The sequence below is a fragment of the Nocardiopsis oceani genome, from assembly GCF_054777395.1.
The window spans coordinates 70158-95470 of record NZ_BAAHAR010000009.1; the positions used below are offsets into that span (position 1 = coordinate 70158).

At 67.7% G+C, this 25313-nt stretch carries 30 protein-coding genes; 17 read left to right on the plus strand and 13 right to left on the minus strand.

Annotation, left to right across the window (positions count from 1 at the left end; translation table 11 throughout):
* Nucleotides 1–8 precede the first annotated feature (8 nt).
* From ACYVDG_RS06825 to ACYVDG_RS06840, 4 genes are all read left to right on the plus strand, one after another.
* Nucleotides 9–527, plus strand: a complete 519-nt coding sequence (locus ACYVDG_RS06825) for a hypothetical protein (protein ID WP_460747507.1) — start codon at nt 9–11, stop codon at nt 525–527.
* Between the two features lie 4 nt (nt 528–531).
* Nucleotides 532–774 (plus strand): hypothetical protein, encoded by a 243-nt coding sequence (locus ACYVDG_RS06830; protein WP_460747508.1) that lies wholly within the window; start codon nt 532–534, stop codon nt 772–774.
* Between the two features lie 65 nt (nt 775–839).
* Nucleotides 840–1625: a peptidoglycan recognition protein family protein gene (locus ACYVDG_RS06835; protein ID WP_460747509.1), complete on the plus strand. Its 786-nt coding sequence runs from the start codon at nt 840–842 to the stop codon at nt 1623–1625.
* 1 nt (nt 1626) lies between these two features.
* The gene (locus ACYVDG_RS06840) at nt 1627–1887 is read left to right on the plus strand and encodes a hypothetical protein (RefSeq protein ID WP_460747510.1); all 261 of its coding nucleotides are present in this window, start codon (nt 1627–1629) and stop codon (nt 1885–1887) included.
* A 149-nt stretch (nt 1888–2036) separates the two neighbouring features.
* Here ACYVDG_RS06840 and ACYVDG_RS06845 read toward each other — a convergent pair whose 3' ends face one another.
* The 8 genes from ACYVDG_RS06845 to ACYVDG_RS06880 form a co-directional block, all read right to left on the minus strand.
* On the minus strand, nt 2037–2927 hold the full coding sequence (locus ACYVDG_RS06845) for an aldo/keto reductase (RefSeq protein WP_460747511.1): 891 nt from the start codon (nt 2925–2927) through the stop codon (nt 2037–2039).
* A 32-nt stretch (nt 2928–2959) separates the two neighbouring features.
* Entirely contained in the window at nt 2960–3592 is a 633-nt protein-coding gene (locus ACYVDG_RS06850; RefSeq protein ID WP_460747512.1) for a 3'-5' exonuclease, read from the minus strand.
* A 19-nt stretch (nt 3593–3611) separates the two neighbouring features.
* Nucleotides 3612–4880: a radical SAM family protein gene (locus tag ACYVDG_RS06855; RefSeq protein ID WP_460747513.1), complete on the minus strand. Its 1269-nt coding sequence runs from the start codon at nt 4878–4880 to the stop codon at nt 3612–3614.
* Entirely contained in the window at nt 4873–5391 is a 519-nt protein-coding gene (locus ACYVDG_RS06860) for a nucleoside-diphosphate kinase (RefSeq protein WP_460747514.1), read from the minus strand. Before ACYVDG_RS06860 ends, ACYVDG_RS06855 begins: the two co-directional genes overlap by 8 nt.
* Nucleotides 5391–6416, minus strand: a complete 1026-nt coding sequence (locus ACYVDG_RS06865) for a thymidylate synthase (RefSeq protein ID WP_460747515.1) — start codon at nt 6414–6416, stop codon at nt 5391–5393. Before ACYVDG_RS06865 ends, ACYVDG_RS06860 begins: the two co-directional genes overlap by 1 nt.
* A gap of 108 nt (nt 6417–6524) precedes the next feature.
* Nucleotides 6525–6686 (minus strand): hypothetical protein, encoded by a 162-nt coding sequence (locus tag ACYVDG_RS06870; RefSeq protein WP_460747516.1) that lies wholly within the window; start codon nt 6684–6686, stop codon nt 6525–6527.
* A gap of 2 nt (nt 6687–6688) precedes the next feature.
* The gene (locus ACYVDG_RS06875) at nt 6689–7018 is read right to left on the minus strand and encodes a hypothetical protein (RefSeq protein ID WP_460747517.1); all 330 of its coding nucleotides are present in this window, start codon (nt 7016–7018) and stop codon (nt 6689–6691) included.
* Complete coding sequence (locus ACYVDG_RS06880; protein ID WP_460747613.1) at nt 7015–7359, minus strand: hypothetical protein; 345 nt, start codon at nt 7357–7359, stop codon at nt 7015–7017. The genes ACYVDG_RS06875 and ACYVDG_RS06880 overlap by 4 nt, the downstream gene beginning before the upstream one ends.
* Nucleotides 7360–7622: 263 nt before the next feature.
* On the opposite strand from ACYVDG_RS06880, the gene ACYVDG_RS06885 reads away from it, so the two are divergent.
* The 5 genes from ACYVDG_RS06885 (at nt 7623) to ACYVDG_RS06905 (ending at nt 11033) form a co-directional block, all read left to right on the plus strand.
* The gene (locus tag ACYVDG_RS06885) at nt 7623–8492 is read left to right on the plus strand and encodes a helix-turn-helix domain-containing protein (RefSeq protein ID WP_460747518.1); all 870 of its coding nucleotides are present in this window, start codon (nt 7623–7625) and stop codon (nt 8490–8492) included.
* Between the two features lie 2 nt (nt 8493–8494).
* On the plus strand, nt 8495–8686 hold the full coding sequence (locus ACYVDG_RS06890) for a DUF397 domain-containing protein (protein WP_460747519.1): 192 nt from the start codon (nt 8495–8497) through the stop codon (nt 8684–8686).
* A gap of 366 nt (nt 8687–9052) precedes the next feature.
* Entirely contained in the window at nt 9053–9292 is a 240-nt protein-coding gene (locus ACYVDG_RS06895) for a hypothetical protein (protein WP_460747520.1), read from the plus strand.
* A gap of 35 nt (nt 9293–9327) precedes the next feature.
* Nucleotides 9328–9468: a hypothetical protein gene (locus tag ACYVDG_RS06900; protein WP_460747522.1), complete on the plus strand. Its 141-nt coding sequence runs from the start codon at nt 9328–9330 to the stop codon at nt 9466–9468.
* Between the two features lie 38 nt (nt 9469–9506).
* Nucleotides 9507–11033, plus strand: coding sequence for an amidase (locus ACYVDG_RS06905; protein ID WP_460747523.1), 1527 nt, complete (start codon nt 9507–9509; stop codon nt 11031–11033).
* On the opposite strand, the gene ACYVDG_RS06910 is transcribed toward ACYVDG_RS06905, so the two are convergent.
* A complete protein-coding gene (locus ACYVDG_RS06910; RefSeq protein WP_460747525.1) occupies nt 11030–11548 on the minus strand; it encodes a lytic polysaccharide monooxygenase auxiliary activity family 9 protein in 519 nt (172 codons plus the stop codon). The two genes, ACYVDG_RS06905 and ACYVDG_RS06910, sit on opposite strands and share 4 nt — an antisense overlap.
* A 572-nt stretch (nt 11549–12120) precedes the next feature.
* Here ACYVDG_RS06910 and ACYVDG_RS06915 point away from each other — a divergent pair.
* Together ACYVDG_RS06915 and ACYVDG_RS06920 are read left to right on the plus strand one after the other, a co-directional pair.
* Nucleotides 12121–13230: a DUF4037 domain-containing protein gene (locus tag ACYVDG_RS06915; RefSeq protein ID WP_460747526.1), complete on the plus strand. Its 1110-nt coding sequence runs from the start codon at nt 12121–12123 to the stop codon at nt 13228–13230.
* 93 nt (nt 13231–13323) lie between these two features.
* Nucleotides 13324–14148, plus strand: a complete 825-nt coding sequence (locus tag ACYVDG_RS06920) for an oxygenase MpaB family protein (protein WP_460747527.1) — start codon at nt 13324–13326, stop codon at nt 14146–14148.
* Here the strand turns inward: ACYVDG_RS06920 and ACYVDG_RS06925 are convergent.
* Entirely contained in the window at nt 14141–17182 is a 3042-nt protein-coding gene (locus tag ACYVDG_RS06925; RefSeq protein ID WP_460747528.1) for an AfsR/SARP family transcriptional regulator, read from the minus strand. The genes ACYVDG_RS06920 and ACYVDG_RS06925 overlap by 8 nt on opposite strands.
* A gap of 74 nt (nt 17183–17256) precedes the next feature.
* Nucleotides 17257–17430 (minus strand): hypothetical protein, encoded by a 174-nt coding sequence (locus tag ACYVDG_RS06930; protein ID WP_460747618.1) that lies wholly within the window; start codon nt 17428–17430, stop codon nt 17257–17259.
* Between the two features lie 603 nt (nt 17431–18033).
* Between ACYVDG_RS06930 and ACYVDG_RS06935 the strand changes: the two genes are divergently transcribed.
* From ACYVDG_RS06935 to ACYVDG_RS06945, 3 genes are all read left to right on the plus strand, one after another.
* Nucleotides 18034–18651: a hypothetical protein gene (locus ACYVDG_RS06935; RefSeq protein WP_460747529.1), complete on the plus strand. Its 618-nt coding sequence runs from the start codon at nt 18034–18036 to the stop codon at nt 18649–18651.
* The gene (locus tag ACYVDG_RS06940) at nt 18648–19244 is read left to right on the plus strand and encodes a DUF4352 domain-containing protein (RefSeq protein ID WP_460747530.1); all 597 of its coding nucleotides are present in this window, start codon (nt 18648–18650) and stop codon (nt 19242–19244) included. Before ACYVDG_RS06935 ends, ACYVDG_RS06940 begins: the two co-directional genes overlap by 4 nt.
* Nucleotides 19245–19602: 358 nt before the next feature.
* Entirely contained in the window at nt 19603–20193 is a 591-nt protein-coding gene (locus tag ACYVDG_RS06945) for a hypothetical protein (RefSeq protein ID WP_460747531.1), read from the plus strand.
* A 72-nt stretch (nt 20194–20265) separates the two neighbouring features.
* Here ACYVDG_RS06945 and ACYVDG_RS06950 read toward each other — a convergent pair whose 3' ends face one another.
* Nucleotides 20266–21576, minus strand: a complete 1311-nt coding sequence (locus ACYVDG_RS06950) for a hypothetical protein (protein ID WP_460747532.1) — start codon at nt 21574–21576, stop codon at nt 20266–20268.
* 123 nt (nt 21577–21699) lie between these two features.
* Here ACYVDG_RS06950 and ACYVDG_RS06955 point away from each other — a divergent pair, with 123 nt between their 5' ends.
* The 3 genes from ACYVDG_RS06955 to ACYVDG_RS06965 all read left to right on the plus strand — a co-directional run bounded on the left by ACYVDG_RS06955 (nt 21700) and on the right by ACYVDG_RS06965 (nt 23822).
* Nucleotides 21700–22227, plus strand: a complete 528-nt coding sequence (locus ACYVDG_RS06955) for an NUDIX hydrolase (RefSeq protein ID WP_460747533.1) — start codon at nt 21700–21702, stop codon at nt 22225–22227.
* 195 nt (nt 22228–22422) lie between these two features.
* On the plus strand, nt 22423–22860 hold the full coding sequence (locus ACYVDG_RS06960; protein ID WP_460747534.1) for a hypothetical protein: 438 nt from the start codon (nt 22423–22425) through the stop codon (nt 22858–22860).
* A gap of 149 nt (nt 22861–23009) precedes the next feature.
* Nucleotides 23010–23822, plus strand: a complete 813-nt coding sequence (locus ACYVDG_RS06965; RefSeq protein WP_460747614.1) for a DUF2786 domain-containing protein — start codon at nt 23010–23012, stop codon at nt 23820–23822.
* A 211-nt stretch (nt 23823–24033) separates the two neighbouring features.
* Here ACYVDG_RS06965 and dnaN read toward each other — a convergent pair whose 3' ends face one another.
* The gene (gene dnaN / locus ACYVDG_RS06970) at nt 24034–25176 is read right to left on the minus strand and encodes a DNA polymerase III subunit beta (RefSeq protein ID WP_460747615.1); all 1143 of its coding nucleotides are present in this window, start codon (nt 25174–25176) and stop codon (nt 24034–24036) included.
* Nucleotides 25177–25313: the final 137 nt, after the last annotated feature.

Sequence of the window (25313 nt, forward strand, 5' to 3'; positions counted from 1 at the left end):
GGCAAGACATGGTGTTTCGCTGGCGCGCGGGTGAGGTGATCACCGCGCACCGTCTCAACGCCGGACAACCGGTCCTGGTCACCCAGGAGAACGACCAGACCATCACCGACCAGGAAGAGTTCGAGCCCTCGGAGATCTCGTTCCTTCCGGAGCCGAACGCGGTCTATGCGTACTGGCTCTACATCTCCTACTCGGCGCACAGCACGCCCGACTTCGTGTGGCGGTGGCCGGCGACGGGCACCGGCGTCTCGTTCGCGTCCTTCACGCAGGCGTACCACCGGTCCGCCTCCGGGGGGATCAACTCCGGGTCGGAGATCATCTTCCGGCGCCCGGCCAACAGCACCAACCGGCTGGCGGGCGGCATCGGGGCGGACAACTACTTGTCCGCCTACGACTCAGGGACGTTCGAGTCGGACGGGGACCCGTCGACGACGACGATGGAGTTCGCCCAGGCGAGCGCGAGCGATGAACCGACCACACTGCGGGGCGGTAATCAGACCCGGATGCTGTACATGAGGATCGGGTGAGCGCGTGCCCGATGAGAAGCACCGCCCCTATGCCGTGGTGACCGTGGCCGACGTGTACGGGCAGCAACGAGAACTCGCCGGGAAGGTCGAGGCCGCTCTTGCTCGCCAGCAACAGAACGCCGCGCGCCTCGACGACCACGAGACCCGGCTGCGGTCGTTGGAGGCGTGGCGTTACGCGCTCCCGCTGTCGACGATCTCGGCGATCATCGCGGCACTCGCTGCCGTCGCCACGACCATCTTCGGCTGACCAACCCCGCACACACGCCCCGACCGATCCGGTCGGGGCTTTTCCATTTCCAGGAGGACATCCGCATGGTTTCGATCGTCCCGCGCTCCGACTGGGGCGCGAGGGCAGCACGCAGCCGGGACACCGTGGCGTGGTCGGCGCGCACCGGGTTCACCGTCCACTACTCCGCCGGATCACCGACGCAGACGGTGCGATCCATCCAGGACTTCCACATGGGCCCCAACGCCTGGAGCGATATCGGCTACAACTTCCTGGTCGATCAGGCCGGCACCGCCTTCGAGGGCCGTGGCTGGACTGTGGTCGGCGCCCATGCCGCGCCGCACAACTCGACTCACGTGGGGGTCTGCTTCATCGGCTCCGACGGCGACGCCACCGACGCCGCGAAGGCAACCATCCGCGCACTCTACGACGAGGCGTGCACCCGCGCCGGACGCACCCTCGCCCAGACCTGGCACGGCGGCCTGTCCGGCAACAGCACATCGTGCCCGGGTGCGGACCTGCGCGCCTGGGTTCAGGCGGGGATGCCCGCCACCGATTCTCTGGAGGGACACATGCTCGGACTCAAGCGCGGCGACACTGGCGCCCGCGTGGAACTGCTTCAGACCCGGCTCAGGCACGCAGGTTTCGCCGAGCTGCTCGGCACGAGCGGCCCGCGCGGCGATGGCGTGGACGGTGACTACGGCAGCGGGACCGAGGGCGCGGTGCTCGCCGCCCGCAAGTACGTCGGCTCCGGCGCCACGAGCGGGGCGACCATCTCGGGGCCGGCCGCCGCGCAGATCGAGCGTGCGGCGACGAAGAAGGACATCGAGCGCGCGATCGACGGCCTCGACCTCGACGAAGGGAGCTGCTGACATGGCACACGGCGCACCCGCACCGACCCCGGGCAGCAAGTCCGAGGCACGCAAGGACGCGCGCTCGCGCGGCTGGCGAACCGCCCTTCAGGGCGCGATCTCGACGGCCCTCGTCGCCGTCGCCGCCGTGGTGACCGACCAGGTCGTGCCCGGCGAGATCATCGACTGGCCGACGCTCGGCCTGGCCGCGGCCACCGCCGGCGGTACCGCGCTGGCCGCGTGGGTTCAGCGTCGCCTCGAAGGCGGCACTGACCAGCCCTGATGCGTGATATCTTCGTACACGTGTTCTAGTCGTGGCTGGGGAAGGCCCCGACGCGAACACAACAAGGCGCCCTCACTCTCTCGGCGGGAGAGTGAGGGCGCCTTTTTTCATGTCCAGGTCTCAGGCGAGCCGGTCGGCCGGGGCGCCGTTCAGACAGAGCCTGACGGCGCGGAGAGCGCTTCGAACTGCGCATCGCTCAGCCGGATGCGGGCCGCTCCGGTGTTCTCCTCGACGTGGGCGACCTTGGACGTGCCGGGTATGGGCAGCATCACCGGTGAGCGGCGCAGCAGCCAAGCCAACGCGAGCTGCGCCGGGGTGGCGCCGTGCCGTGCGGCGGCTACGTCGAGCGGGCCGCCGGCGCGTGCCAGATCGCCGGTCGCCACCGGGGCATACGGGATGAACGCGATGCCTTCTGCGGCGCAGTAGTCAAGGACCTCCTCGCCGGCCCGGTCGAGGAGGCTGTAGCGATTCTGGACGGAAGCGATGGGGGCGATCGCGCAGGCCTGCTTGATCTGCGCAACTGTGACTTTGGAGAGGCCGATGTGGCCGATCTTGCCCTCGTCGCGCATCGCGGCCAACTCGCCGACCTGGTCGGCTATCGGCACCTGTGGGTCGACGCGGTGCAGTTGGTAGAGGTCGATGTGTTCGAGGCCGAGGTGTCGAAGGCTCAGCTCGAGTTGCTGGCGCAGGTACTCCGGCCGGCACACAGGGCGCCAGTCGTAGGGACCGCGCCGAGTCAGCCCGGCCTTAGTGGCAATGACCAGGTCATCGCGGTAGGGGTGCAGCGCCTCCCGGATCAGCCGCTCGCTGACGAACGGTCCATAGGAGTCGGCGGTGTCGATGAAGTTCACCCCGAGGTCGACGGCGCGGCGCAGCACGCGCACCGCCTCGTCGGGGTCGGACGGATCGCCCCACACGCCTTCGCCGGTAAGCCGCATCGTGCCGTAGCCGAGGCGGTTGACGGGCAGGGCCCCGCCGATGGCAAACGTCCCCGACGTACCGGCGGGGCGTTCGGCGGCGGGGTCATCGATGGTGCTCAATATGGGTCCCTTCTGTGGGCTCCCAGGGAGGTTTAGAAGAGGGTCGGGTCTTCGGGGGCAGGCACACCCTGCACGGATGCGGCTGACAGCAGCTCGGCCACGGTGCGGACATCCGCGGACTCATTGACCAAGCGGTTCAACAGGAGCGCAGCGGCGACCGTGTCCCACAGCGCCCGATGCGGGCGTCCAGTAGGAACCGACTTGTCGACTTGCTCGCGTAGCTCGAACCGGTCGAGGAGCGCCCCGAGCCCGCGGGGGGCTGGGATGCCTGCGTGGCGGGCAAGACGAAGTGTGTCGACCAGGCCGAGAGGTCGAATGTCCGGGTAGTGGCGGTGAAGAAGCCGCCAGTCGACGCCGATGTTGTGTCCCACGAGGTAGCGGTCGGACACACGCTCGGCGAGGTCGTGTCCGACCTGCGCGGGGCTCGGGGCTTGGCTCAGCACGTCGTCGGTCAGCCCCGGGCTGATCCAACGTCGGCGAGGCACCGGGCGCCCGGGGTTGACGAGGCTCTCATAGGCCGATGACGCCGATGACAGGTCGGGGGAACCGTCCACGATCGCGACTACGGCGACCTCCAGGATCGCCTCGGACTCTCGGTCCTGCGCGCCCGTACCCTCGAGGTCGAGCGCGCACAGCGGCGCCTCGGTCCACGGTCGATCGAGCATGACGGTTCCCCCGGTGGTTCTAGTCGTCCTCGTGGCGAGCGGCGGCGTACAGACGCTCGCGCGCCTCGTCGAGCTGTCGCTGTTCATCCTCGCTCAGCTCGTACCCGGTCAGGGTGCGCCCGTGTGCGCGGTGAACGTGCGGGTGATCGACCTCCCACACCTGATAGCCGAGGGTGTGTTGGATCGCGTACCGGCGCTGCTCACCCAGCGCGTGCGTGAGGACGTGCCCTTCCTCCACGAGGAACGGCACCTCGGGGTCGTACTCCAGCTCGGCGAGGACGTTGCGGAACTCGGCCTCGGTCGGCGCGTGGTGGTTGTCGGCGCACAACTTGCGCTGCTTGGCCGGGCAGATGTCGCACAGCTCGGGCACACCCCAGTGCCCGTTGTAGTCCGGGAGCTGGTGGGCGTAGGTGACCCCGCAACTGGTCTTCCTGAACAACGGAACGGACGTCCCGTGCTCGCGCCACGCGGCGACCACCTTCGCGTCCAGCTCTTCGGGGAGCACCTTCCGGCGCTGGTAGTCGTCCTGATAAGGCACCTCGACGCCCTGACCCCGCAGGTACTCGGCGTTCTCCTCCTTGTGGTAATAGCCGGTGAACACCAGCGCATCGACACCGGCCTTGTCGGCGACGTCGAGCACGTGCGCCATGGTCTCCGGGGAGTCGTTCCACCCCGGCGTGATCGGACGCCAGTACAGGATCACGCCGGTCCGCTCGCTCAGGGCCGCCGCCGTCTCGATCGACTTCACCGTGGTCTGTGACTTCGCGATGGGCTCCACGCGTGCGTCCGCGATCCCCGAGTAGGTGAACAGCAGCGTCACCCGCACGTTCTCGAGGGACTCGAAGCGCTCCATGTCGCTCTTGCCGACGTGGAAACGGGTGATGATCAAGACCAAATTCGTCATGCCCCGACGGTCCAGTTCCTCGAGGACGGCGAAAGTATGCGGCTTCACGCCGGGCAACATCGGGTCGGTCGCCTTGTTGAACAACTGGATCGGCGTCGAGTGCGCCCGGAACGCCTCGTGACCGGTCAGCATCTCCACGGCCTCCTCGGTGGTGATGAGGAGTTGGGGCGTCTTCTGCTCGAAGTTGCCCCAGAAGTGGCGCACGCAGTACCCGCAGTCGAGCGGGCATCCGATGATGTGGTTCAGGCTCAAGCCGCTCTTGCGGTTGGTGATGATCTGAGCCATGTACGGGTCGAGGCCGGACTGTTGCTCGTCGGGCATCACCCGGAGGTTGTTCGGCCCTACGGGGATCGTGGCGCCGTTGATCAGGACGGACTCAGTCACGGGACAGCTCCTCGTGTTGGGGGGTGAGAAGGTGCGCGAACGCGGGGCCGAACCACACGTTGAACTCGCGCTCGGAACCTTCGGCGTCGTCTGAGGTGTGGATCAGGTTGTCGATGAACCGGCGCTCGGAGCGGGCTTGCGCGATGGAGTCCGCGCCGAAGTGGCCCCGGATCGTGGAGGGGTCGGCGCGGCCGGGGTCGTAGTGGCCGAGCAGCCCGCGCACTCGCTCGGGGGTGTCCTCGGTCTGGCCGTGGAACAGGGCGACCGTGACGGTCTTGCCGACCCAGTTGCGGCGCAGCTCGGCGCGCACGTCGAAGGGGAACCGGTCGTCGATCTCGATCATGTCGGCGTAGTGGGTGAAGATGTGCCGCTCGGTCACGACTACCGATCGGCGCTCGACCAGGCGGACCTCGGAGCCGATCCATTCCAGGATCAGCTCGACCAAGCTGCGGCGGGTCGCGTCCGGCTTGCACGTGGCGACGGTCCACCGGCCCCAACCATCGGCCGGCATCACGTGGTCCCCTCGAGCTGGGGCATGCGGTTCTTCCACCGACGGGTGACCAGCCACCGGTACCCCGGGTCGAGTGCGGCCACGTGGTCGGCGCTGACTGTCTCGTCGGTGTGCTTGATCTGCCGGAAGATCTCGAACAACAACAGGATCTGACGCCAGTACTCGCCCAGCCCCGTTTCCGTCAGGGTCTCCGGGGTGTGCGAGCGCTCGTTGGTGCGCAACGCTTCCTCGTGTTCCAAGACGACCTCGAGGGTCGACCAGGAGGTGTCAGCGGGCATCTCCGGCGGCCGGAACGCCGGTCGCAGGTACCCGGGTTGGCGGGGCTCGTCGAGCACGCGCCGCACGGTCGCCGCGTCGGAGTTGTTGACGTGCATCGACGCCACGTGGTGGGTGTAGTGCCCCAGCTCGACGCCGAGCTGACAAGCGGCGACCTCTTGGAGGAAGGTGAACGCGAAGACGTCCGAGACCATCCCCCTGTATCCGTCGTTGCCGCGCATGTAGCACGCCAGGTGCAGGCGTCCGTCTCGCACCAGGAATTGAGCGGCGACGGTGCACGAGACGTCGGGATTGTCGGGCACTGCCAGTTCGGAGGGCTGGTAGATGCCCAACACCGCGCGCTTGGTGTCAGGGTCGGCGCGAAGCAGGTCGAGGACGCGCCCCCACTGGGTGACGCCCTGGCCGTCGGGGGCGAACATCTTCGTTCCGTAGGCGGTGCCCGTCAGGGTCTTTCCGTCGACGGAGTGCTTCGCCATGCCGGGCGCGTAGTAGCCGATCATGTCGAGGTCATCACGGCCGGCGGCGTACCAAAGGGTCTCGGCGAGGTTGAAGACGATGTTCACCGGCCGCTGCATCAGGAAGGGAAGCCGGTCGCGGGGGTCGGCGATCCTGAAGCTGACGTTGGTCAGTTCGGCCGCGTCGTTGCCCCTCGACGAGATGGTGTGGTCGGTGTGGTTGGTGACGGCGTCGAGCACCGTCAAGTAGGCGTCGTGGAAGTTCTGTTCGACATGGGGGGTCAATCGCTGCAAGAGCAGTCCTTCCGTGTGGGGGGCGCCCTCGAGCCCCCGTGACTCGAGGGCGGGGCCCGCGTGCCTGGCGAACAGCCACGTAAACCAGGCACGCGGGGGTTCAGGGGGTCAGCAGCCGCGCGTTCGCGCGGCCTCGATCTCGTCAGCCAGGACTTCGCGCATCCTCGCCACGGGGTGACCGTCCTCGACGGCGCCGGGCGGGAGGATGAGCGCGAGGCCGACCGCGGTCACGGCGGTGATCTCCGGTGCCTCGGGTCTGTCATCGGACACGGTCACCACCTCCCGTAGACGTAGGGGCGAACCAGCGCCGGGGGAGGCTCCTCGTCGATTTCGCGAATGCGGCGGCGAGCCTCGTCGGGACAGTGGGCGCGCACGACGTGGGCACCACGGGCGGCGACGTAGTAGAGGCCGAAGCGCGCCGGGAGGACCAGCACTCGCCAGTCGGGGTGGTCGCGCGCGATCAGGTCGGCGTCGGCGTTCAGAGTTCGGCGCGCCTGGCGAGGAATGGGCGGGACGGCCGCGCTCGGTGCAGGTCGAGAACGGACGTCGGGTCGAACGGGCCGAAGGACGGCGCCGAGGAGGCAGAGGAACAGCCGGATCATCGCCGCCCCTCCCTCGGTGGGAGCACCGCATATGCCTCGTCCACGGGCACGCGAAGCTCGACGCCTCGGTGCGTGCGGATCATCAGCATGTGGCCGGCATCGCCGGGACGGCCCCGCTTGTAGCCGATGACCACGTCAGGCTCGGTGCGCTTGCTGTTGACGACACTCACCCATGAGCCGAGCGGGTAGTGACGCTGGAGCTCACGCCACAAGGTGTCGAGCCGAAGCGGCTCGAGCTGCTTCATCAGCTCGCCGATCTCGTCGCCGGTCAGCTCTCGTCCGTCAGCCAGGACGGCGTCGGTCGTGAGAATGACGTCTCTCTGGTCGTCCAAGGCGAACATCTCCATCACTCGACCACCGCCCAGTGGGTGCAGAGATAGGGGCGGACGCGGGAAGCGTTTCGGGGCCTGCCCAGGGGTGAGACACCGCGCGTTTGGGGAGTTCGGCCGGGGGTTCCTTCCATGAAACCGGACATTAGGGATCTTCTCCTGTCCGCTGTCTGTAGGAGCAATACTCAGGTGTCGACATCATGCGCCAGAAACACCGAGTAGCACAACCCCAAAAGAGAGACTCTACGATTTACGTGCGGAGGTACGATACGTCTATGGCACGCGCGAACCCCACCTACTCGCCGTCCGTTCGGCGTCGACGCCTCGGGCGGCACCTGCGACGTCTTCGTGATGACGCTGGTCTGACGATGGCTCACGTCAGCGAGCGCCTCGGCTGGGCGAAGGCCAAGGTCGGCAAGTTGGAGACCTCGGAGCTGAAGACGGTCAAGCCCGGCGACCTTGACTCGTTGCTGGCCCTCTACAACGTCGAGGAGAACGAGCAGCGGGAAGCGCTCCATCAGCTCGCGCGCGATGCCAAACAGAAGGGTTGGTGGTGGAAGTACCGGGATGTGTTCGGCGCCGAGAGCCTTCCGGACTTCGAGACCGAGGCAAACCTGATCCGCACGTATCAGGTCGCGATCGTCCCGGGGCTTCTACAGACGCCCGAGTACGCCGAAGGCGTGTTCCTCGGCGGCCGGTACACCTCTCCCGACAAGATCAAGCGCCAGGTCGACGCTCGCATGGAGCGCCGCGAAATCCTGACGAGGTACGAGGCACCGCCGCGGCTGGTGGCCGTCATCGACGAGGCCGCGCTACGCCGTCCGATGGGCGACCGGTCGGTGATGACAGGTCAGTTCGAGTACCTCTTGCGGATCGGCCAGTTGCCGAATATCGACATCCAGGTGCTGCCGTTCTCCGCCGGCCCGCACGCGTCGTTGGGGATGAGCTTCACCCTCCTGGACTTCCCCGATCCGCTGGATGCGCCGATCGCCTACACCGATAGCGTGGCCAGCGGCGTCTTCGAGGAGACCGAAGCCGAGTTGGAGCGCTACACGGCGACCTTCGGCGAGCTGCAAGGCGCTGCTCTCAGCACAGTGCAGAGCGCCCGTTTCATCGAGGACATCCTGTCCGAAGAAAGCGATTAAAAATGTTGACACCTGAGTTCGAAAAAGCGTCCTACAGCAACCACAACCAAGACTGCGTCGAATGCTCGCTCATGCCCGGTGCAGCCGGCGCGATCCGAGACACGAAGCACCGCGAAGCTGGCCACATCTCGTTCCCGCGCGGCGAGTGGACGGCGTTCCTCGCAGACGTGAAGCGGGGTCCGCTGGCCGACTAGTGAGCGGCCGCCGCTGGACACCACAGAACCCCCGTGCCGTCATCGGGCGCGGGGGTTCTGTGTACCTGAGTCGCGCCTACAGACGCGTCTTGAAGGAGCATACCGGCCCAAGCTCTCTCTCGATACGGGGGAAGCTGCGTGCGTCAACCGTGCGTCAGAACGCGCGTTCGTGCCCGAACAACCGCGAACATCCGCGAACAGAAATCGCAGGTCAGAGCATCATGCAAGTTGCTGACCAGGGGCTTTGGATTCCTTCGGGACGAAGAGGTCGTGGGTTCAAATCCCGCCACCCCGACAGAGGCAGATGCCCGGTAAGGTTCATTCCTTGCCGGGCATTTTGCGTTACCGGGACCTCGGGAGGTTCAGATGACCATTTCGCCTGCCGACGACGCGAACGCGCTCATCCCGCAGCCCCCGCAGAGACTCCCCGAGCTCCGACAGGCACTGGCAACGGTCGCACCGTCCCGCCCCAGCGATTTCTTCGACGAGATACAAGGCGCTTTCACCCAGGCAGGCGAAGAGAACAGCGTGGTTCCGACCGGCACTGGGAACACGACCCCGACACTCTCCTCGATGACCTGCCGGAAGGGGCTGTTCGCGCGGTAACCGCACTGGCTGCGGAGATCGCGGTCCGCGAATCCATGGTCTTCCTGGAGGGCGGCGCCCTCTCCGGAACCATGCCGGGTGTCCGCACCGAGCAACATGAGAGGCTCATGCTGACCTACCTCACTGAGGTCCGAGGTGAGCGCGTCGTGATCGTCCAAGTCACTTGGATGGGTTGAACACCTCCACCGGAGCGGCGAAAGGGGCACAAGCGACCATGGACGAGATCCAACAGATGTCAGCGGCGGCCCTGGTCCGCGCGATCCGGCGCAGGGAGGTCTCCGCCAGGGAGGCCGTCACCGCGCACTTGGCACAGATCGAGGCGGTGAACCCGGCGATCAACGCCGTGGTCACCGTGGAACCCGAACAGGCCCTCGCTGCCGCGGACGCGGCCGACCGGCGCACTCTTTCCGAGGCCGAGCTGCCGCCCCTGCACGGGCTGCCGATGACCCACAAGGACACCCACGCGGTGGCCGGCATGCGCAGCACCAGCGGATCCCCGGTCTTCGCCGAGCACGTCCCCGTCGAGGACGATCTGGTCATCGCCCGGCTGCGCCAGGCCGGCGCCATCGCCACCGGGAAGTCCAACGTGCCGGAGTTCGGGGCCGGGTCGCACACCTTCAACGAGGTCTTCGGCACCACGACCAACCCCTATGCCACCGAACGCAGCGCTGGCGGCTCCTCGGGCGGGCTGGCCGCGGCCCTCGCCGCCGGCATCCAGCCGCTCGGCGAGGGGTCGGACGTGGGAGGGTCGCTCCGCATCCCGGCGTCGTTCTGCAACGTGGTCGGCTTCCGCCCGTCCTACGGGGTACTGCCCGCGCCCGCGTTCAACAACGACTGGGCCTGGCTCGGCCGCACCGGGCCCATGGCCCGCGAGGTATCCGACATCTCGCTGTTCATGTCCGCGGTCGCCGGTCCCTCGGACCGGGTCCTGCCTCCCGCCCCGCTGACCGGTGCCGACTTCGCCGCGCCCGCAACCGGTGGCCTACAAGGCGTACGGATCGGCTGGAGTCCGGGCTTCGGGCTCGGTGTTCCCGTGGACCCCGAGGTCCTGGAGGTGCTGAACCGGCAGCTGAGCGTGTTCGAGGACGCCGGAGCCGTCGTGGAGGAGGCCGCTCCCGACCTCACCGGGGCGGACGGGGTCTTCCGGACCACCCGCGCCATCGACTTCGCCGCCGGGCTCGGCCCCCTGGTGCGCGAGCACCGAGACCTCATCAAGCCCGAGGTGGTGTGGAACGTGGAGGCGGGATGGGACCTGGACGCGCGGCAGATCATCGACGCCACCGAGGCGCGGACCCGGCTCGCCGCCGCCGTCCGGGACTTCTACTCGCGCTACGACCTCTTCCTCAGCCCGGCCGCCCAGGTCGTGCCCTTCGACGCCCGGCTGCGCTACCCCGCCGCGGTCGACGGCGTGGAATCCACGACCTACCTGGACTGGATGCGTTCGGCCTGTGTGCTGTCGGCCACGGGACTGCCCGTGCTGGCGGTACCGGCCGGGTTCACCCCGACGGGGCTCCCGGTCGGGTTCCAGATGGCCGTGGACCACTACCGGGACGTGGAGGTGCTGCGCTACGCACGGGCCTTCGAAGAGCGCACGCGCTGTGTCGACCGACGACCGGGTACCGACCACGTGAGGCGCCCCGGGCCGGCTGGCGAGGCCGGACCGGGGCTCGGGCGCGTGCGGGAACCAGCCGTCCACCGAACACGCCCTCGGCGCGCTCAGGCGCCCGGAGGGGATGGTTAGCTGATGTCGACGTCGACGCAGACGTAGAAGGCCATGTCGGTGTCGGCGACGTTCCAGCGGGCGAGCACCGTCTGCTCACCGCTGTAGCCGGACAGGTCGACGTCGTGGGTGAAGCTGAACGGCGGCTGCGCGCCGCCCTCGTCGAAGCTGTCGACCAGTTCGCCGTCGATGAAGTACTCCCACGTGGTGGTGGCGTGGGCGGCGGTGATCGTCCAGTCGAAGGCGGCGGTGCTGCTGACCGGGGTGACGTCCCAGCCGTAGTCGTCGTCGTCCAGCTCGGAGAAGGCTTCGTTGCCTCCGGAGCAGCTCATCAGGCCCTTGGGGCCCTCGACGCTCTGCGGCTCGTACTGGATGGGACCGCACTCGACGGTGCCCTCCGCACACTGGGCCTGGCGGCTGGGCGGGTCGGAGACGTAACCGTGGGCGCTGGCGGTGCCGGCCGGCATCATGGTGAAGGCCAGGGCGGTACCGGCGGCGACGGCCGCGGTGGAGCGGATCTTGCTGCGAATGCTCATGAACAGAGCCCTTCTGTGGGTCACGACCTCGGAAGGCCGTAGCGGGATGACCCGAACCGTTTCCGGTCCAGGGCGGGCGGGTGCAGGCTCACGGCCGGTTATTTCCGTGAGTCCCGGACGGGGTCCGGGAACTGTCCCTTGGTTTCCGGGAAAGTCCGTCCACCCAGTTCCGATGACGGTAAAGAGCGGGTTACCCGCCGTCAAGACCCCTGTTACCGGTGGGAGTGGAGTGGTTCCCGTACCAGTGCGCGGGCCCAGGCGGTGGAGTTCCGGCACCGGTACTGGTCGGCTGTCCCGGTCCGGAGCGCGCGGAACTGGACCGATGCCCGGCTCCTGGGCGACCGGTCTGTCGGGAAGAGGACTAGACCAAGAGGTCGACCCGCGGAGTTTCCGGCCAGACCTCACCGAAAGGACATATTTCCCTTACCTCCGACCCAGGAGGGAATTCCCTGCCCGGTGGGCACGTGAGGGCGCGGGAAAACCCGTGGACGGGCCGCGCCACGCATGGGAGAACGGGGTTCCGACCGGCCGGCCGGGCCTGGCCCGGCACCAGCGAGGAGAGGCCGACACCGATGACCGAACCGCCCCCGTTCCCGCCCGGCGTGGAACCGCCCCCGTACCAGCCTGACGGGGGACGGCCCCGATTCCTCCCCGGGGTCGAACTGTCCCGCGCCCTGTACGAGGAGGCCGTGGCCCCGCTGCTGGGCGGAGTGCCGCACGCGGCGGCGCTGGTGGGAGCGGGTTCGGAGGTGCTGGGCCTGGACACCGAGCGCTCCACCGACCACGACTGGGGGCCGCGCCTCCAGCTGTTCCTCTCCGAAGGCCACGAGCGGGTCTCCGACCAGTTGGCGGAAAAGCTGCCCCAGCGGATCCGCGGCTGGCCCACCCGGTTCGCCCCGGTACCGGACGACCCCGGGGTGCACCAGCTCACCGGCGGCGTTGGAGGGCGGCACCTCGTAGACGCCGTCGAACCCGGAGCGTGGTTCGTCGCGGAACTGGGATTCGACCCGCGCTCCGGTGTGAGCACCTCCGACTGGCTGGCCACCCCGACCCAGCGGCTGGCCGGAGCGGTGGGCGGCGCGGTTTTCCATGACGGCACCGGGGAACTCACGGCCGCCCGCCGGAACCTGGCCTGGTACCCGGACGACGTCTGGCGACACGTGCTGGCCTGCCAGTGGCAGCGGATCGCCCAGGAGGAACCGTTCGTGGGCCGCTGCGCTGAGGTCGGCGACGAGCTCGGCGAACGGGTGGCCACCGCCCGGCTCGTCCGCGACCTCATGCGGCTGTGCCTGCTGCTGGCCCGCCGCTACCCGCCCTACTCCAAGTGGCTGGGGTCGGCCTTCTCCGCACTGCCGGAGGCGTCGGAGGTGGCCCCGGTGCTGCGCCGGGCGCTGACCTCCGCGGACCCGAAGCAGGACCTGGCCGAGGCCTACCGGCTGGTGGCCGCGTGGCAGAACCGGACCGGACTCGCGGAAGCACTGTCGCCCGAGCCCCGTTCCTTCCACTCCCGGCCGTTCCCGGTGCTGGACGCCACGAGGTACACGGAGGCGCTCCTGGAACGGATCAAGGACCCCGTGCTTGTCGGCAGGCCTCCGGTGGGCGCAGTCGACCAGTACGTCGACAGCACCGACGCCTTGGTACGTCCAGGACTGCTCCGGGCCGTGTCGGCCACCGTCCGGTAGGGGCGGTGAGGTGGAGATGCCCTCCGGTGGGTGCGCGGTCGAGTAGGTGTGTGTTGCAGTGCGCGCTCGCGGACGCTGTCATACGATCCAGGCATGGGACGATCGTCCGACCAATCCCCGCTCCGGCGGATCAACGCGGAGGCCTGCCTCCTCGCCGGGGCGGGACGTGCGGTCCTGCTGCAGATAGCGCACCCCAGCGTCGCCCGGGGCGTGGCCGAGCACAGCGATTTCGCCTCCCGCCCCCTCGACCGGCTGCGCGGCACCCTGTACTACGTCTACGGGACAGCGCACGGCACCGAGGAGGAGCGCGAACGCGTCCAGGCCATCGTGCGCGCCATGCACCGCAAGGTACGGGGCCCCGGGTACAACGCCCTCGACCCCGAACTGCTGCTGTGGGTCGCCGCGACTCTGTACCAGACCGCTGTGCGCCTCTACGAGCTGACCGTCGCCGAGCTCTCCGAGGAGGAGCACGCCGAGCTCCTGCGCGAGGCTGCGGTGTACGCCACCGCCCTCGGATTGCCTCCGGAGGAGTGGCCGCAGAGCCCATCGGAGTTCGACGCCTACTGGGAAGGTGCCCACGCGCGTTTGGAAGTCAGCCCGGAGGCCCATCGCCTGGCCCAGGAGCTCTTCCGCCCGAACAACCGGCTGCTGTGGCCGCTCACCCTGACCCAGCGCTTCCTCAGCGGGGGCCTGCTGAGCCCGGAACTGCGGAGGGATTTCGGGATCCCCTGGTCGGAGGCCCACGAGCGCCGGTTCGACCGGCTTATGCGCCTCACCCGCAAGGTGTATCCGAAGCTACCAAGGGCAGTGCGCACGCTGCCCGCCCGGTTCTACCTGCGCTCGATGCGCCGGAACGGCGGCTGGACGGCGTCGAAGTCACGGTCCAGGAAACCCAAGCGGTCCGGCGGGGTCAGATAGCCGCCAGAGCCTCCCTGGCCTGCTGAACTTCGGGCAGCCCGAGCTCCTCGAAGGTCCGCAGTGCCTCTGTGAGCAGCTCTCTGGAGTGCATGGCCTCAACGACGGGTTCGGGAAGCCGCCCAAGCGCGAGTGAGGCGCGGGCCAACATGTATGCCTCGCCGCGCTCACTCGCGATATCCCTGGCTCTCTTGAGCACCTCTACAGCCTCGTCAGAGCGGGAGGCAGCCGCATAAGTCATTCCCAGGTCAGTGAGGATTTCAGAGTCCCCGCTACGGTCCCCCGACTTTTCCGCGAGAGCCAAGGCCTCGTTGTGGGACTCGATTGCCTCTTCCCAACACTCCGCCGACCGGTATGCCAGTCCGAGAGAATTGTGAACGTAGATCTGGTTGCCCACGAGCCGCAGCTTGATGGAGAATTCCAACGCTTCGCGCAGGTCCTGGAACGCGAGCGGGAGGTTTCCTAGCCCAATCCTGGCTTCCCCCGTCACGCGCTTGACCCTCGCCCTGACCTCGCTCTGTTCCTCCCCGCCCGACTTCAGTATTGCCTGCTGGCCACAGCGAAGCGCGTTTTCGTGTTCACCGATCGTCTGATGCAGCACGGCGAGGTTTCCCCACTGCTGCGCTTCCACTCTGACGTTGCCGATTTCAGCGGAACGATCCAGGACGCCCCGGATCGCCACCATTGAATCAGAGAAACGGCCGACTCTCTCATAGACCATACCCAAATTAGCCAGGGCACGAATGGTACCCTTCGAGTCACCGATTTCTTCCAGTAGATCACGAGCTTCCGTGAGGAAATTGAGCGCGTCATCGAAACGGCCCGATATGTAGTGGGCGATTCCGAGACCAATCAGCATCACGGCGCGCCCACGGTGGTTTCCCTGCTTGTCACTTATCTGGAGCGCCCGCTCCTGCGAGCTGACCAGCAGGCCCATCTGTCCACGCAGTGCATAGAAGCGCCATACGGCGTCAGCCATGCGCCACGCATGTTCACCGTTGTCGTGTGAAGCGAAGTGTTCGATCGCATCAGTCAGATTTTCCTGATGCAGCGAGAACCACTTCTCCGCACCCTCGGCGCCGGAGATATCCGTTCGGTACCTGGAGCTCAGACTGTCCGAGTCGTCACCATGTACGCGCGGGCCTAGGAGCTCTGCGGCGTGCTGAGCCGTGGACAGATAGTACTCCGCCAGGCGGGACCTGGCCCTCGCGGACTCGTCGTGCCCGAACTCCTCGACCGCACGCTTATGCGCGAAAACCCGGATCAGATCGTGCAGACCGTAGACGTCCCCCTGCGGTTCATCCAGCAGGCAGACGCCGACGAGCTCTTGGAGCGTGTCATCTGCGTCCTCCATCGACGTTCCAAGCAGAGACGAGGCACCGGCAAGGTCGATGGTGTGCCCGATCATCAATCCCAGCAGAAGAAAGGCCCGGCGCTGTTCGGGGTTGAGACTCTGGAAGGAAAGATCGATAGCCGACTCGACGCTCTGGCCTTCGACACGCAGTTCGTGGAGTTTTCGGTCCCTCTCTCCGAGCCTCCTGGCCACGTGCGCGAACGACCACCTGGGGCGGCTGAGCATTCGACCGGCGATCACCCGCAAGGCGAGCGGAAGACCACCGCATATACGTGTGATCTCGCGCGCCTGGCCAAGTTCGTTCCGTACTTTCTCATCCCCCAGAACTCGCCCCAGGAGTTCCAGTGATGACCTTTCATCGAACATACCGAGCGAGATGAAACGGGCACCACTGAGCCCGGACAACTCATTGCGGGTCGTGATGAGGGTGATCGACCCGGGGGAGGACAACAACAACGGGCTCACCTGAGCGTAGCTCGCCGCGTTGTCCAAGATGAGGAGTGCCTTGCGCCCCATGAGGGTCGCTCGCCACAGTGCTGACCGCTCCTCCAAGGACTCGGGTACAGCCCTTGGCTCGACCCCCACGGCACGCAGCAGGACACCGAGTGCGGAGGCCGCGTCGAGCGGCTCCCTGTTCGACGTGTATCCGTAGAGGTCGATGAACAGTTGGCCGTCGGGGTATTTCTTGGCGAACTCGTGTCCGAACCGAACCGCAGTCGTCGTCTTACCCTCGCCACCCGAACCGGTAATGACACAAACCTTGGCCCGCTGCTCGTCGGAGAAGGCCAGTTCCTGCAGCTTCTCCAACGACTCCTGGCGACCGGTGAAGTCGGTCAAGTCACGGGGAAGGTCATTGCGGACCAGGTAGGGACCAGCGGAGTCCGCAAGCGACGCGCTGGCTGGGTTCTCCCTCGAAACCTCCCCAGCGTCCTCTTGGAGGATCCGGGTGTGCAGACCGACGAGCTCCGGCCCGGGGTCGACGCCGAGCTCCTCCGCGAGCCTGGATCTGAACTCCTCGTACACCGCCAGCGCCCTGGCCCGCTCATTGTCTCGCCACAGCGCGGAGATGAGCAGATGGTGCAACCGCTCCCCGAACGGTTGCTCGCTGACGAGCGGGCTCAGGACTGAGGCCACATCGCCGTAACGACGGAGATCCATGGCATGCGTCGCCCAGGCGATGACGACGGACCAGCGTTCCTCGACCAAAGGGGTGACAACTGAGTGGTCAAGGTACTCGGAACCAACCCCAGAGAAGGGGGCACCACGCCAGCACCGCAGCGCCTGGTCCAGCAACTCGACAGCGGCTTCCGGATCACTGTCGGCCGCGCGCCTCCTTAGGCTGCGGAATCGGTGCAGATCAACGCTCTCCGGATCGACATCCAGAACGTAACCGCCCTGGGTCGTGGAGATACTTCCTGGAATAATACGGCGCAGGTGCGAGACTTGGACCTGAATAACCGAACGCGCTGTGCGCGGGGGATCATCACTCCAGAGATAACCGATGATCTGGTCAACGGTGACCTCCCGCCCTAAGTGCACCAATAGCGCACCTAGTACACAGCGCTGGCGTGGTCCGCCGACCGGAATCGGTCTGCCATCGGACCAGACGGTGATGGGGCCAAGCACTCCGAATTCCACAAGCAGCCACCCTAGCAAGGGGAATGGACCGTGAAGTGGAATCATGGCATGCCAACGGCTCCGAGCATCACCCTCCACGGGGACACTCGGAGTGACCGCTGGACTACCTTACGGAGAAGTCACTTGTCGTCGCCGGACTTCTCCTCGGCCGGAGCGGACTCGGCGGGCTTCTCCTCGGAAGGGGCAGGCTGCTCGCCGCCGTCGGGGTCGCGCAGGGGGCTCATCTTCGCCGTGATCTCGGCTCCGGCGATGATCGCCTCGAACTGCTCGTCCACGGTCAGCATCTTCGGCACTCGAACTCCTTTGCGTACAGCACTCGTGTAGAGCCGCAATGTTGCCCTACGTCGTCTACGAAGCATCATCAGGACTCACCGCCTTCCGGCGGACCGGCCACCCGCGGCGCTGCCGCCTCAGCTACGCCACGGGTGGCATGTGTCCAACGAACGTCGGACCGGATGGGACCACGAGCCGTCCTCTCGTGGAGACCGATCGCGTCGAACGTGCATCACACTAGAGAGATTCTCTTGCGCTCTGCTTTCAACCGGCTTTCAGCAACCACAAGAAACCCAAGGTCGTAGCGCCGCTACCCATTGTTGACTCCTGGCCTTATCGGGGCGGCCACGGGCCGCAGTCAACACTTCAGGTAACTACACGAACACGCCCGAGCGGTTCTTCGGGACTCCGTTGCCGGAACACAAGGGGAAGCCCTGAACGCTTTCGGAAGCGGGGTTCGGGACGAGAAGTTACCCGGGCGGCCTCACACTGAACACCATCGGCGTCGAAAGGGCGGGCCGCGGCCGAACCATAAGATTTGACCTGGCCTCTTCCGGCCACCAGCCGGTCTTCAGAGGTGATCGCGATCCGCTTCGCCCGCTTTCCGCCTACACTTCGGCCTCGTGGTTCACCATGTCAGCGAGGCCGACGTCCCCAATCGGCCCACCCTCCTCGGGAGTCCCCTAGCGCGCGCCGCGGTCCTGTCCGCGGTCGGTGCGGTCTTGGCGCTCGGTGTGCTCGTCGTGGCCGTGTTCGGGGGACTGGAAAAGGCCGACGCGCTCGCCGATCCCGAACCGGCCGGGACTGAGTTGGCCAACGACCTGATCCGCATCGCCCCGCACGAGGCCCGGGTGGTCTCCGACGAGTCCGACGACTTCCTGCAGGTCCGGGCGGACATCGAGATGCACGGGTCCGAGCGTCCGGTCGGGACCTTCGACGCGATCGAATCGGCCGTGGCGCACATCGGGCCCTCCGACGACGCCCTCGAGGACCCCGACCTCCTCTTCCAGCGCATGCCGGAGGGATACGTGTCCCACCTGCAGCCGCACATGTTCGAAGAGGACGCGATCATCTCCTGGCCCCTGCCGGACGGGATGGCGCCGGACGAGGTGGACGACGTGCGGGTGGCGGTGCACGAGATCGAACGGATCGAGGCCCGCGGCGGCGGGGGCATCCTGTGGGTGGCCGACGACGGCCTCGTGGGTTCCGTCTCCGTGCCGCTCGAGGAGGCCGGACCGTGAACCGAGCCCTCTCCGTGCTGGTCTGCCTGGCCATGATCGCCCTCATCCCCGTCCTCCAGTACTTCGTCGTCAGCGATGAGGACGCGGTCGGGCCGATCACCACCTCCGGCGACGCGAACGAGGCAGTGAGCACCGACGACTTCACCGTCGAAGTCGCCGAGGTCGACCTCACCAGCTCCCTGTCGGTCCCCAGCGGCCTCGGCGAGGGCGGTGAGACCGTGGAGGCCAATGGCGCCTGGTTGGTCGTCTGGGCGCGTCTCACGGCCGCACACACCACCATCGACGCGTTCCCCGCCGAGCTCCAGATGGCGGACGGCACCACCTACTTCGAGCGCGGTTGGTTCACCGACACCCTCGACCGTGAGTCCCTGTCCCCCGGACTCCCCCTGCAGGGCGCCTTCGTCTTCGAGGTCCCCGTCGAGCAGATCGACGAGCCCGCCCTGGTGGTGACGCACGCCGAGGGCTACGACGGCCGTCTGGGCGCCCAGGCCTCGATCGACTTGGGCCTGGCCGCCACCGAACCCTCCGACGAGCCCGTCGCCCTGCTCCCGCCGGAGATCCAGACCGGGGAGGACACCCATGCGTCCGAATGACCCCTACGGGCCGCGGCCCCAGGGGTGGCACCCCGGACAAGCTCCCTGGCAGCCGCCTCAAGGTCCTCCGCCAGCTCAGGGCCCTCCGCCGCCTCAGGCGCCCCCGCCCTCCCAGCCCCCGGGGCCGCCACAAGGGCCGCCACCGGGCGCGCACCCGCAACAGGGCCCGCCCCAGCAACCACCGCAGGGGCCTCCCGCATCCCCGGTGCCCCCTGGCCAACAGGGCTACGGACCGCCCGGACAGCACTGGCACCGGCCGCCGAACCAGCAGCCCCAGCACCCCGCCGCCGAGGCCACCCGGTCCGGCCGGGGGCGACGGCGCCGTACCGAACCCCCGAGCACAAGCGGTCTCCGGCACGTGCGCCCCCTGTGGAAACGCCTGCACCTGCCGTACGTGGCGGCTCTGCTGGTGCTCCTGCCGGTCATGCTCGGCTGGCCCTACTGGACGGAGCTCAACGAGGGCCGGGAACACGGGCTCATCCCCCCGGAGGCTGAGCCCGTGTCGGAGGAGACCGCCACCCTCGCCGGAAGCGAGTGGCACATGCTCGGGTACCTCACCGGGTACCTGGAGGGCAACCCGCCCCCGCCGGACGGGGTCGAGCTCGTCGACGCGGGCTTCCGCGTCACCCCCGACGACGAGGACGCCAGCGCACTGCTGCAGTCGTACTGCCGTTTCAAGGCGGTGGACGAGGACGGCCGCTCCTGGGAACCGGTCCCCGAGTACAGCATGCGCAGCCTGGCCGACGATCCCGGTTCGACCATGGGCGGTTGTGCCGACGGCGAGGGCCAGGCCATCGCACCGGGCTCCGAACAGACCTTGGTGCTGTCGTTCCTGGTCCCCGAGGACGTGGCGGAAGAGCTGCGCTTCGAGGTCACCGTGGCCACCTCCGACAGCGAGGAGGGGCCCAGCCCGGAAGCGCTGCTTTTCGAGGCCGAGCCCATGGAGTAAGCCACCGTGAACGGCTGCGTCAGGCCGCGGCGCCCCCGCGGCCGTCCGCCCCTTCCCCGGGCTCCTTCCCGTTCAGCCCCGGTGGCGGCGCTGGCCCGCCGCTGGTCGCCGTAGGGCGTGCCCGGCCACCTGCCACACGCGTCGGCCGGTGCTGTTCCCCTCCGCCCGGCGCAGCGCGATCTCGAAGGCCGCGGCCAGCAGGCACAGGCGCATCAGCATGTGCAGGGCCTCGACGGCGAAGTCGACCGGCTGCAGCCACGGCCACAGCTCGCCCTGGAACCGGCCGGGTCCGAGCAGGACGAACACGCCACGGTTCAACAGGCTGAAGATCAGGTCCAGGAGCACGAAGAACACGCAGAAGGACAGGTAGAACACCGGACCGGAGCGGAACACGAAGCGGACCGCGTTCACGCAGGGGAGGAACTGCTCCCGGAGGCCGGAGGCGGCATTGCGGCCGAACAGCCTGCTCAGGCGCGCCGCTCCTGCCACCGCGGTCCCGAAGCGTCCGTGCCGGCGCTGGTCGAAGAGCGCTTCCTGGTCGTCGATCTGGGCCCTGTAGACCACGGCGGTGATGGTGAGCCACAGCATCGGGCCGAGGAAGCCCTCCTTGACCGCGGTCCACACGGCCGCGAGCGCGGCGGTCACCCCGGCGGCGAACTCGGGGACGTTGATGAGCTCACCGAGCCCGTCGAGACTGTTGGTGTAGGCGGTCTCGACCGCCACCCAGGCGACACGGGCCGACATCCAGTCCTGGGCGAGGCCGATCATGGCACCGAGCGAGAAGATCACCATGAACATCCACACGCCCTCGAAGAGCGCGGTGAGGATGCCCAGCACCGGGTTGCGTCCGCTGTTGTAGAAGTGGCCGCAGACGCGGCGCAGGACCCAGGCGAGCAACGCGATGACCAGGGGCAGGCCGAACCAGGTGAGTTCGGTCGGGGCCGCGAAGGCCTCCACACCCGCGGTGTTCAGCAGGCTGATGCTGTAGGTGTTGTACTCCTCCTCGATCAACCCCCAGGCCCCGTAGAAGATCAGGAACGGCAGGATGGCCAGCGCCACCCCGTCGACCACCCGTCGCTCGCCCTCCGCGAACCCGCTCCGCTTGTTCCGCCGGACGACCTCGGACCCCAGTTCGGTGTCGACCAGCCGGAGTCCCGGCCTGAGCAGCTGGAACATGAGGACGAAGGTGACCAGCGTGACGAGCAGCGTGAGCCCGAGCCCCGCGAGGGAAAGGGCCGGGTTCACGTCGATGAAAGCCACCAGACCGCGCATGAGCAGGGTGTGCAGGAGCATCCCGGCGGTGTAGACGCACAGCAGGGGAGCCCAGTGGCGCCGGGCGAGGTCGAGCGCGTAGACGGGAAGGAAGGCTGCGGAAGAGGTCATACGGGCCATAGGTTCAAGAGATTAGCGGGAATGTCCCACTCGTTTTTCGGTTGTCCACAGGCAGGCGGGTGGCCGGACCCTTGATCGTCGGACGCGAGCAACCGCTCAGGTTGGAGGAGCTTGATGCAGGAGGGCGACGGAAACGGCTGGGTGGAACTGGCTGACGGCTCCAAGAGGTGGGGGCTGTACGGTGCCGCCGGGCTGCTGTTGTACGCCACCGACATGACCGGTTCCGGTCACGTGCTGCTGCAGCACCGGGCGGGCTGGACCCACATGGGCGGCACCTGGGGCATCCCCGGCGGCGCCCGCAACCGGGACGAGAGCCCGCTGGAAGCCGCCGTGCGCGAGTTCCGCGAGGAGGTCGCGGGCGACCTCGGAGACTACACCGTCCTGGGCAGCCACGAGCAGGACCTGACGGTGTGGCGCTACGACACCTTCCTGCTCCGGATCCCGAACCTGGCCCCGTTCCGCCCCGGCAACGCGGAGAGCAAGGAGATCCGATGGGTCCCGGCCAGCACCGCTGAGACGCTTCCCCTGCTCCCCGCCTTCCGCGCGTCCTGGCCGCACCTGCACGCCGGGCTGCGGTCCGATTCGGTCGGCGCCGGAGAGGCGGCAAACCCCGACACCCGGGGCACTTCCCAGGCCGGTTGATCGTTGAGACCAGAGGAGGGACAACGTGCGCACCTCTGGGATAGTTCGTACCGGTACCCGATGCCAGGTGCCGGGGACCCTCCTAGGGGGTAAGTCAGGGACGTGCCCTGATGTGTGCGCAGCCCTGGTATTGCATGCTGAAGGGAACGGCCCTGCGATGAGTGGGCGCCACGCGATTCGACTGGAGCTGTGAACATGACGCTGGAGCGCGGTAACGCATTCACTCCCGTCGCCTCGGCGACGATGATCTGGCCGTGGGGGGCATCCATCGTGGGCGGTTCGGTCGCCGGCGCCCTCTCCTTCCTGACCAACTTCGGCATGGCCGGAATCCCCGGCGCGGTGACCACCGGCATCTTCTTCTTCGCCCTGATCGGCGGGATCGGCGGGGTGCTGAGCAGCAAGGGTGACCGCCGGGGCCGCCGTTGGGCCGCCAACTACCCGTTCCGTTACGCGACCGCCCCGGCGCTGCTCGGTGGTGGCGGTGCCGCCGTCATGAGCTACATCGCCTCGGTGGTCGGCAGCTTCGCGATCTTCAGCGGGCTGTTCACCGCGGCCTTCGCCGGCCTGGGCGTGGGCCTGGTCCTCTGGGTCATCATCGGTGTCATCGCGATGGTCGCCGGCAACAAGAGCTAGGTGATTCGGTTGGTGATCGGCGCCACCGTGATGAAGGTGGGGAACAAGAGGGCTTAGGCTCGATGTTTTCCGCCTTGGAGCGGATGGACGGACTACACCTCACCTACGGGAGACAACCGGCGCCGATGACTGAAGCTGCTCGTCAGAAGATGGTCGAGCGGGTCCGCGGGCTCCTTCGCATGGCGGAGGACCCCGCGGTTACTGATGCCGAGAGCCAGGCGTTCACCGCCAAGGCCGCCGAGCTGATGACCCGCCACGCGATCGCCGAGGCTGAGGCCCGCGCCGAAAGAGGCGAGGAACCGGACGCGATCAGCCGCATGGACTACACCGTTGCGGGGGTGGGCGGCCACGGAAAGGCCCGGGTCCGTGCGCTGGCCGACATCGCCGCCGCTTACGGGTGCCAGTCGGCGGTCCGGGGAAACAACTCCGAGAACACCGAGCGCACCATCATCCTGGTGGGGACCGTCGACGCACTGGACGCCCTGCGCATGCTGATGCCGTCGATCTCCATGCAGATGGAGGCCTCGGCGAAGTTCATGAGTTCCGCCCACGTGGCCGATATCCGGGAACTGCGCAACTACACCCGCTCCGCTCTGGAGACCGAACGCAAGCGTTACTACCGTTCGTTCGTGCGCGCCTACGGTCAGGCGGTGGCCGAACGCATTCGCGACTTCCGTGCACGCCTACAGGAAATGGCTTCCCCGGACGGAGAATCGGGCGTCACTCAGGGTGATGGCGAGAAGGGTTCCGCACGCGGCGCGGAGTTGGTACTCAAGGACGATGTCCACCGGGTGACCGAAGAGTTCCACAAGCAGTTCCCACAGTTGCGCAAACACCGGCCCGAGCGCACTCACAGCGCCGCCGGATACCGCGCTGGTTACCGCCGCGGGCGGCAGGCGGAGCTCGGTCTGGACACCCCCGTGACCACTGGCCGGGCGTCCTCTCTGGCCGAGGGCGAATAGCTCTGCGCGCGGAGTTGTCCACAGGCTGTGCACAGTTTCCGAGTCAACACCGTTTTCCCTTGTCACAGCGGAAATTCGGGTCGATTCGAGGGGCAGTTCGGACCTCCGGGAGGGCTGATCACCCCGGGTTATCCACAGGCTTGCGAACAGCCTGTGGATAACTTGTGGACAGCCCTGGGGGCAACGTTCCCAAGAACGGGAAAACCGCTGGTCAAGTAATACGCAACGGCTGGACAAGGTAGCGGAATACCGGGTCCTCGCCCTCCTTCGCCGGAACATCGGTGAACACCGCGGGTTTCGTGGGCTCGGTGAAGTTCAGGTAGGCCGTACCGCTCCCCGCACCGTTGAGCCCGTCGACCAGGTAGTCGGGCTTGAAGGCCAGCCTGATCGGCTCCCCCTCGTACCCCACCTCGATGGCCTCCACGGCCTGGGCGTCCTCGCCCGAACCCGCCTCCAGAACGACCTCACCCTCCGTGAAAGCAAGCCGCAGCGGGGTGTTTCGGTCCGCCACCAAGGCGACCCGTTTCACGGCCTCCAGCAGCGGAGCGACGGCGACCTCGGCCCGTCCGGAGAACTCGGTGGGGAACCAGGCGTCGTACTTGACGAAGTCACTGTCGATCAGCCGGGTGGTGCTGCGGCGCTCACCGTTCTCGAAGCCGATCATGCCCTCGCCCGGCGAGAGGCTGACCCCCTCACCCACCTGGACGGTGGACAGGGCGATGTCCACGTTGCTCTGGTTGATCAGCCCGCGGACCGTGTTGGACAGGGTGCGGGCGGGCACGAGCGCGGACAGGTCGATCCCCGGGTCCTCCGGCTGCCACCAGAGCTCGCGCACCGCGATCCGGTACCGGTCGGTGGCCACCACCCGCAGGGTGTCCCCGGAGAAGTCCAGGTAGGCACCGGTGAGCATCGGCAGAGTGTCGTCCCGGCTGGCCGCGGGGGTCACCTGGCGCACGGCGGCGGTGAGGGCGTCGGACGGTACCGAGCCGATCCGGCCCGGCATCCCGGGCAGGCTCGGATAGTCCTCAAGCGGCATGGTGATCAGGGTGAACTTGGCAGCCCCTCCGCTGACCAGGACCTTCGGCCCGTCGGTCTCGATGGACACCGTGCCGGTGGGGAGGTTGTTCACGATCTCGGCGAGCAGACGCCCCGGCACCAGTGCCGCCCCGGGCTCCTCCGACAGGACCTCTACGGAGGCCCTGGTGGAGACCTCGTAGTCGAACCCGGACAGGTGCAGCGCGCTGCCGTCGGCGGAGACCTCCATCCGCATCCCCGCGAGAACGGGGACCGCGTGCCTCGTGGGCAGGGCCCGAGCGGTCCATGCGACCGCCTCCGCGAACGCGTCGCGATCCACTCGAAGTTTCACTGCACTGCCTCCTGGTCGACCCGACTGGCTTCCAGGTCAACGTACCCAGCAGTACCGACAATCGACAGGCCCCGAGTGGGCCCCGTGAAAAGGCCTGAGACAGGGGAATGCCCCGGTCGGACGGG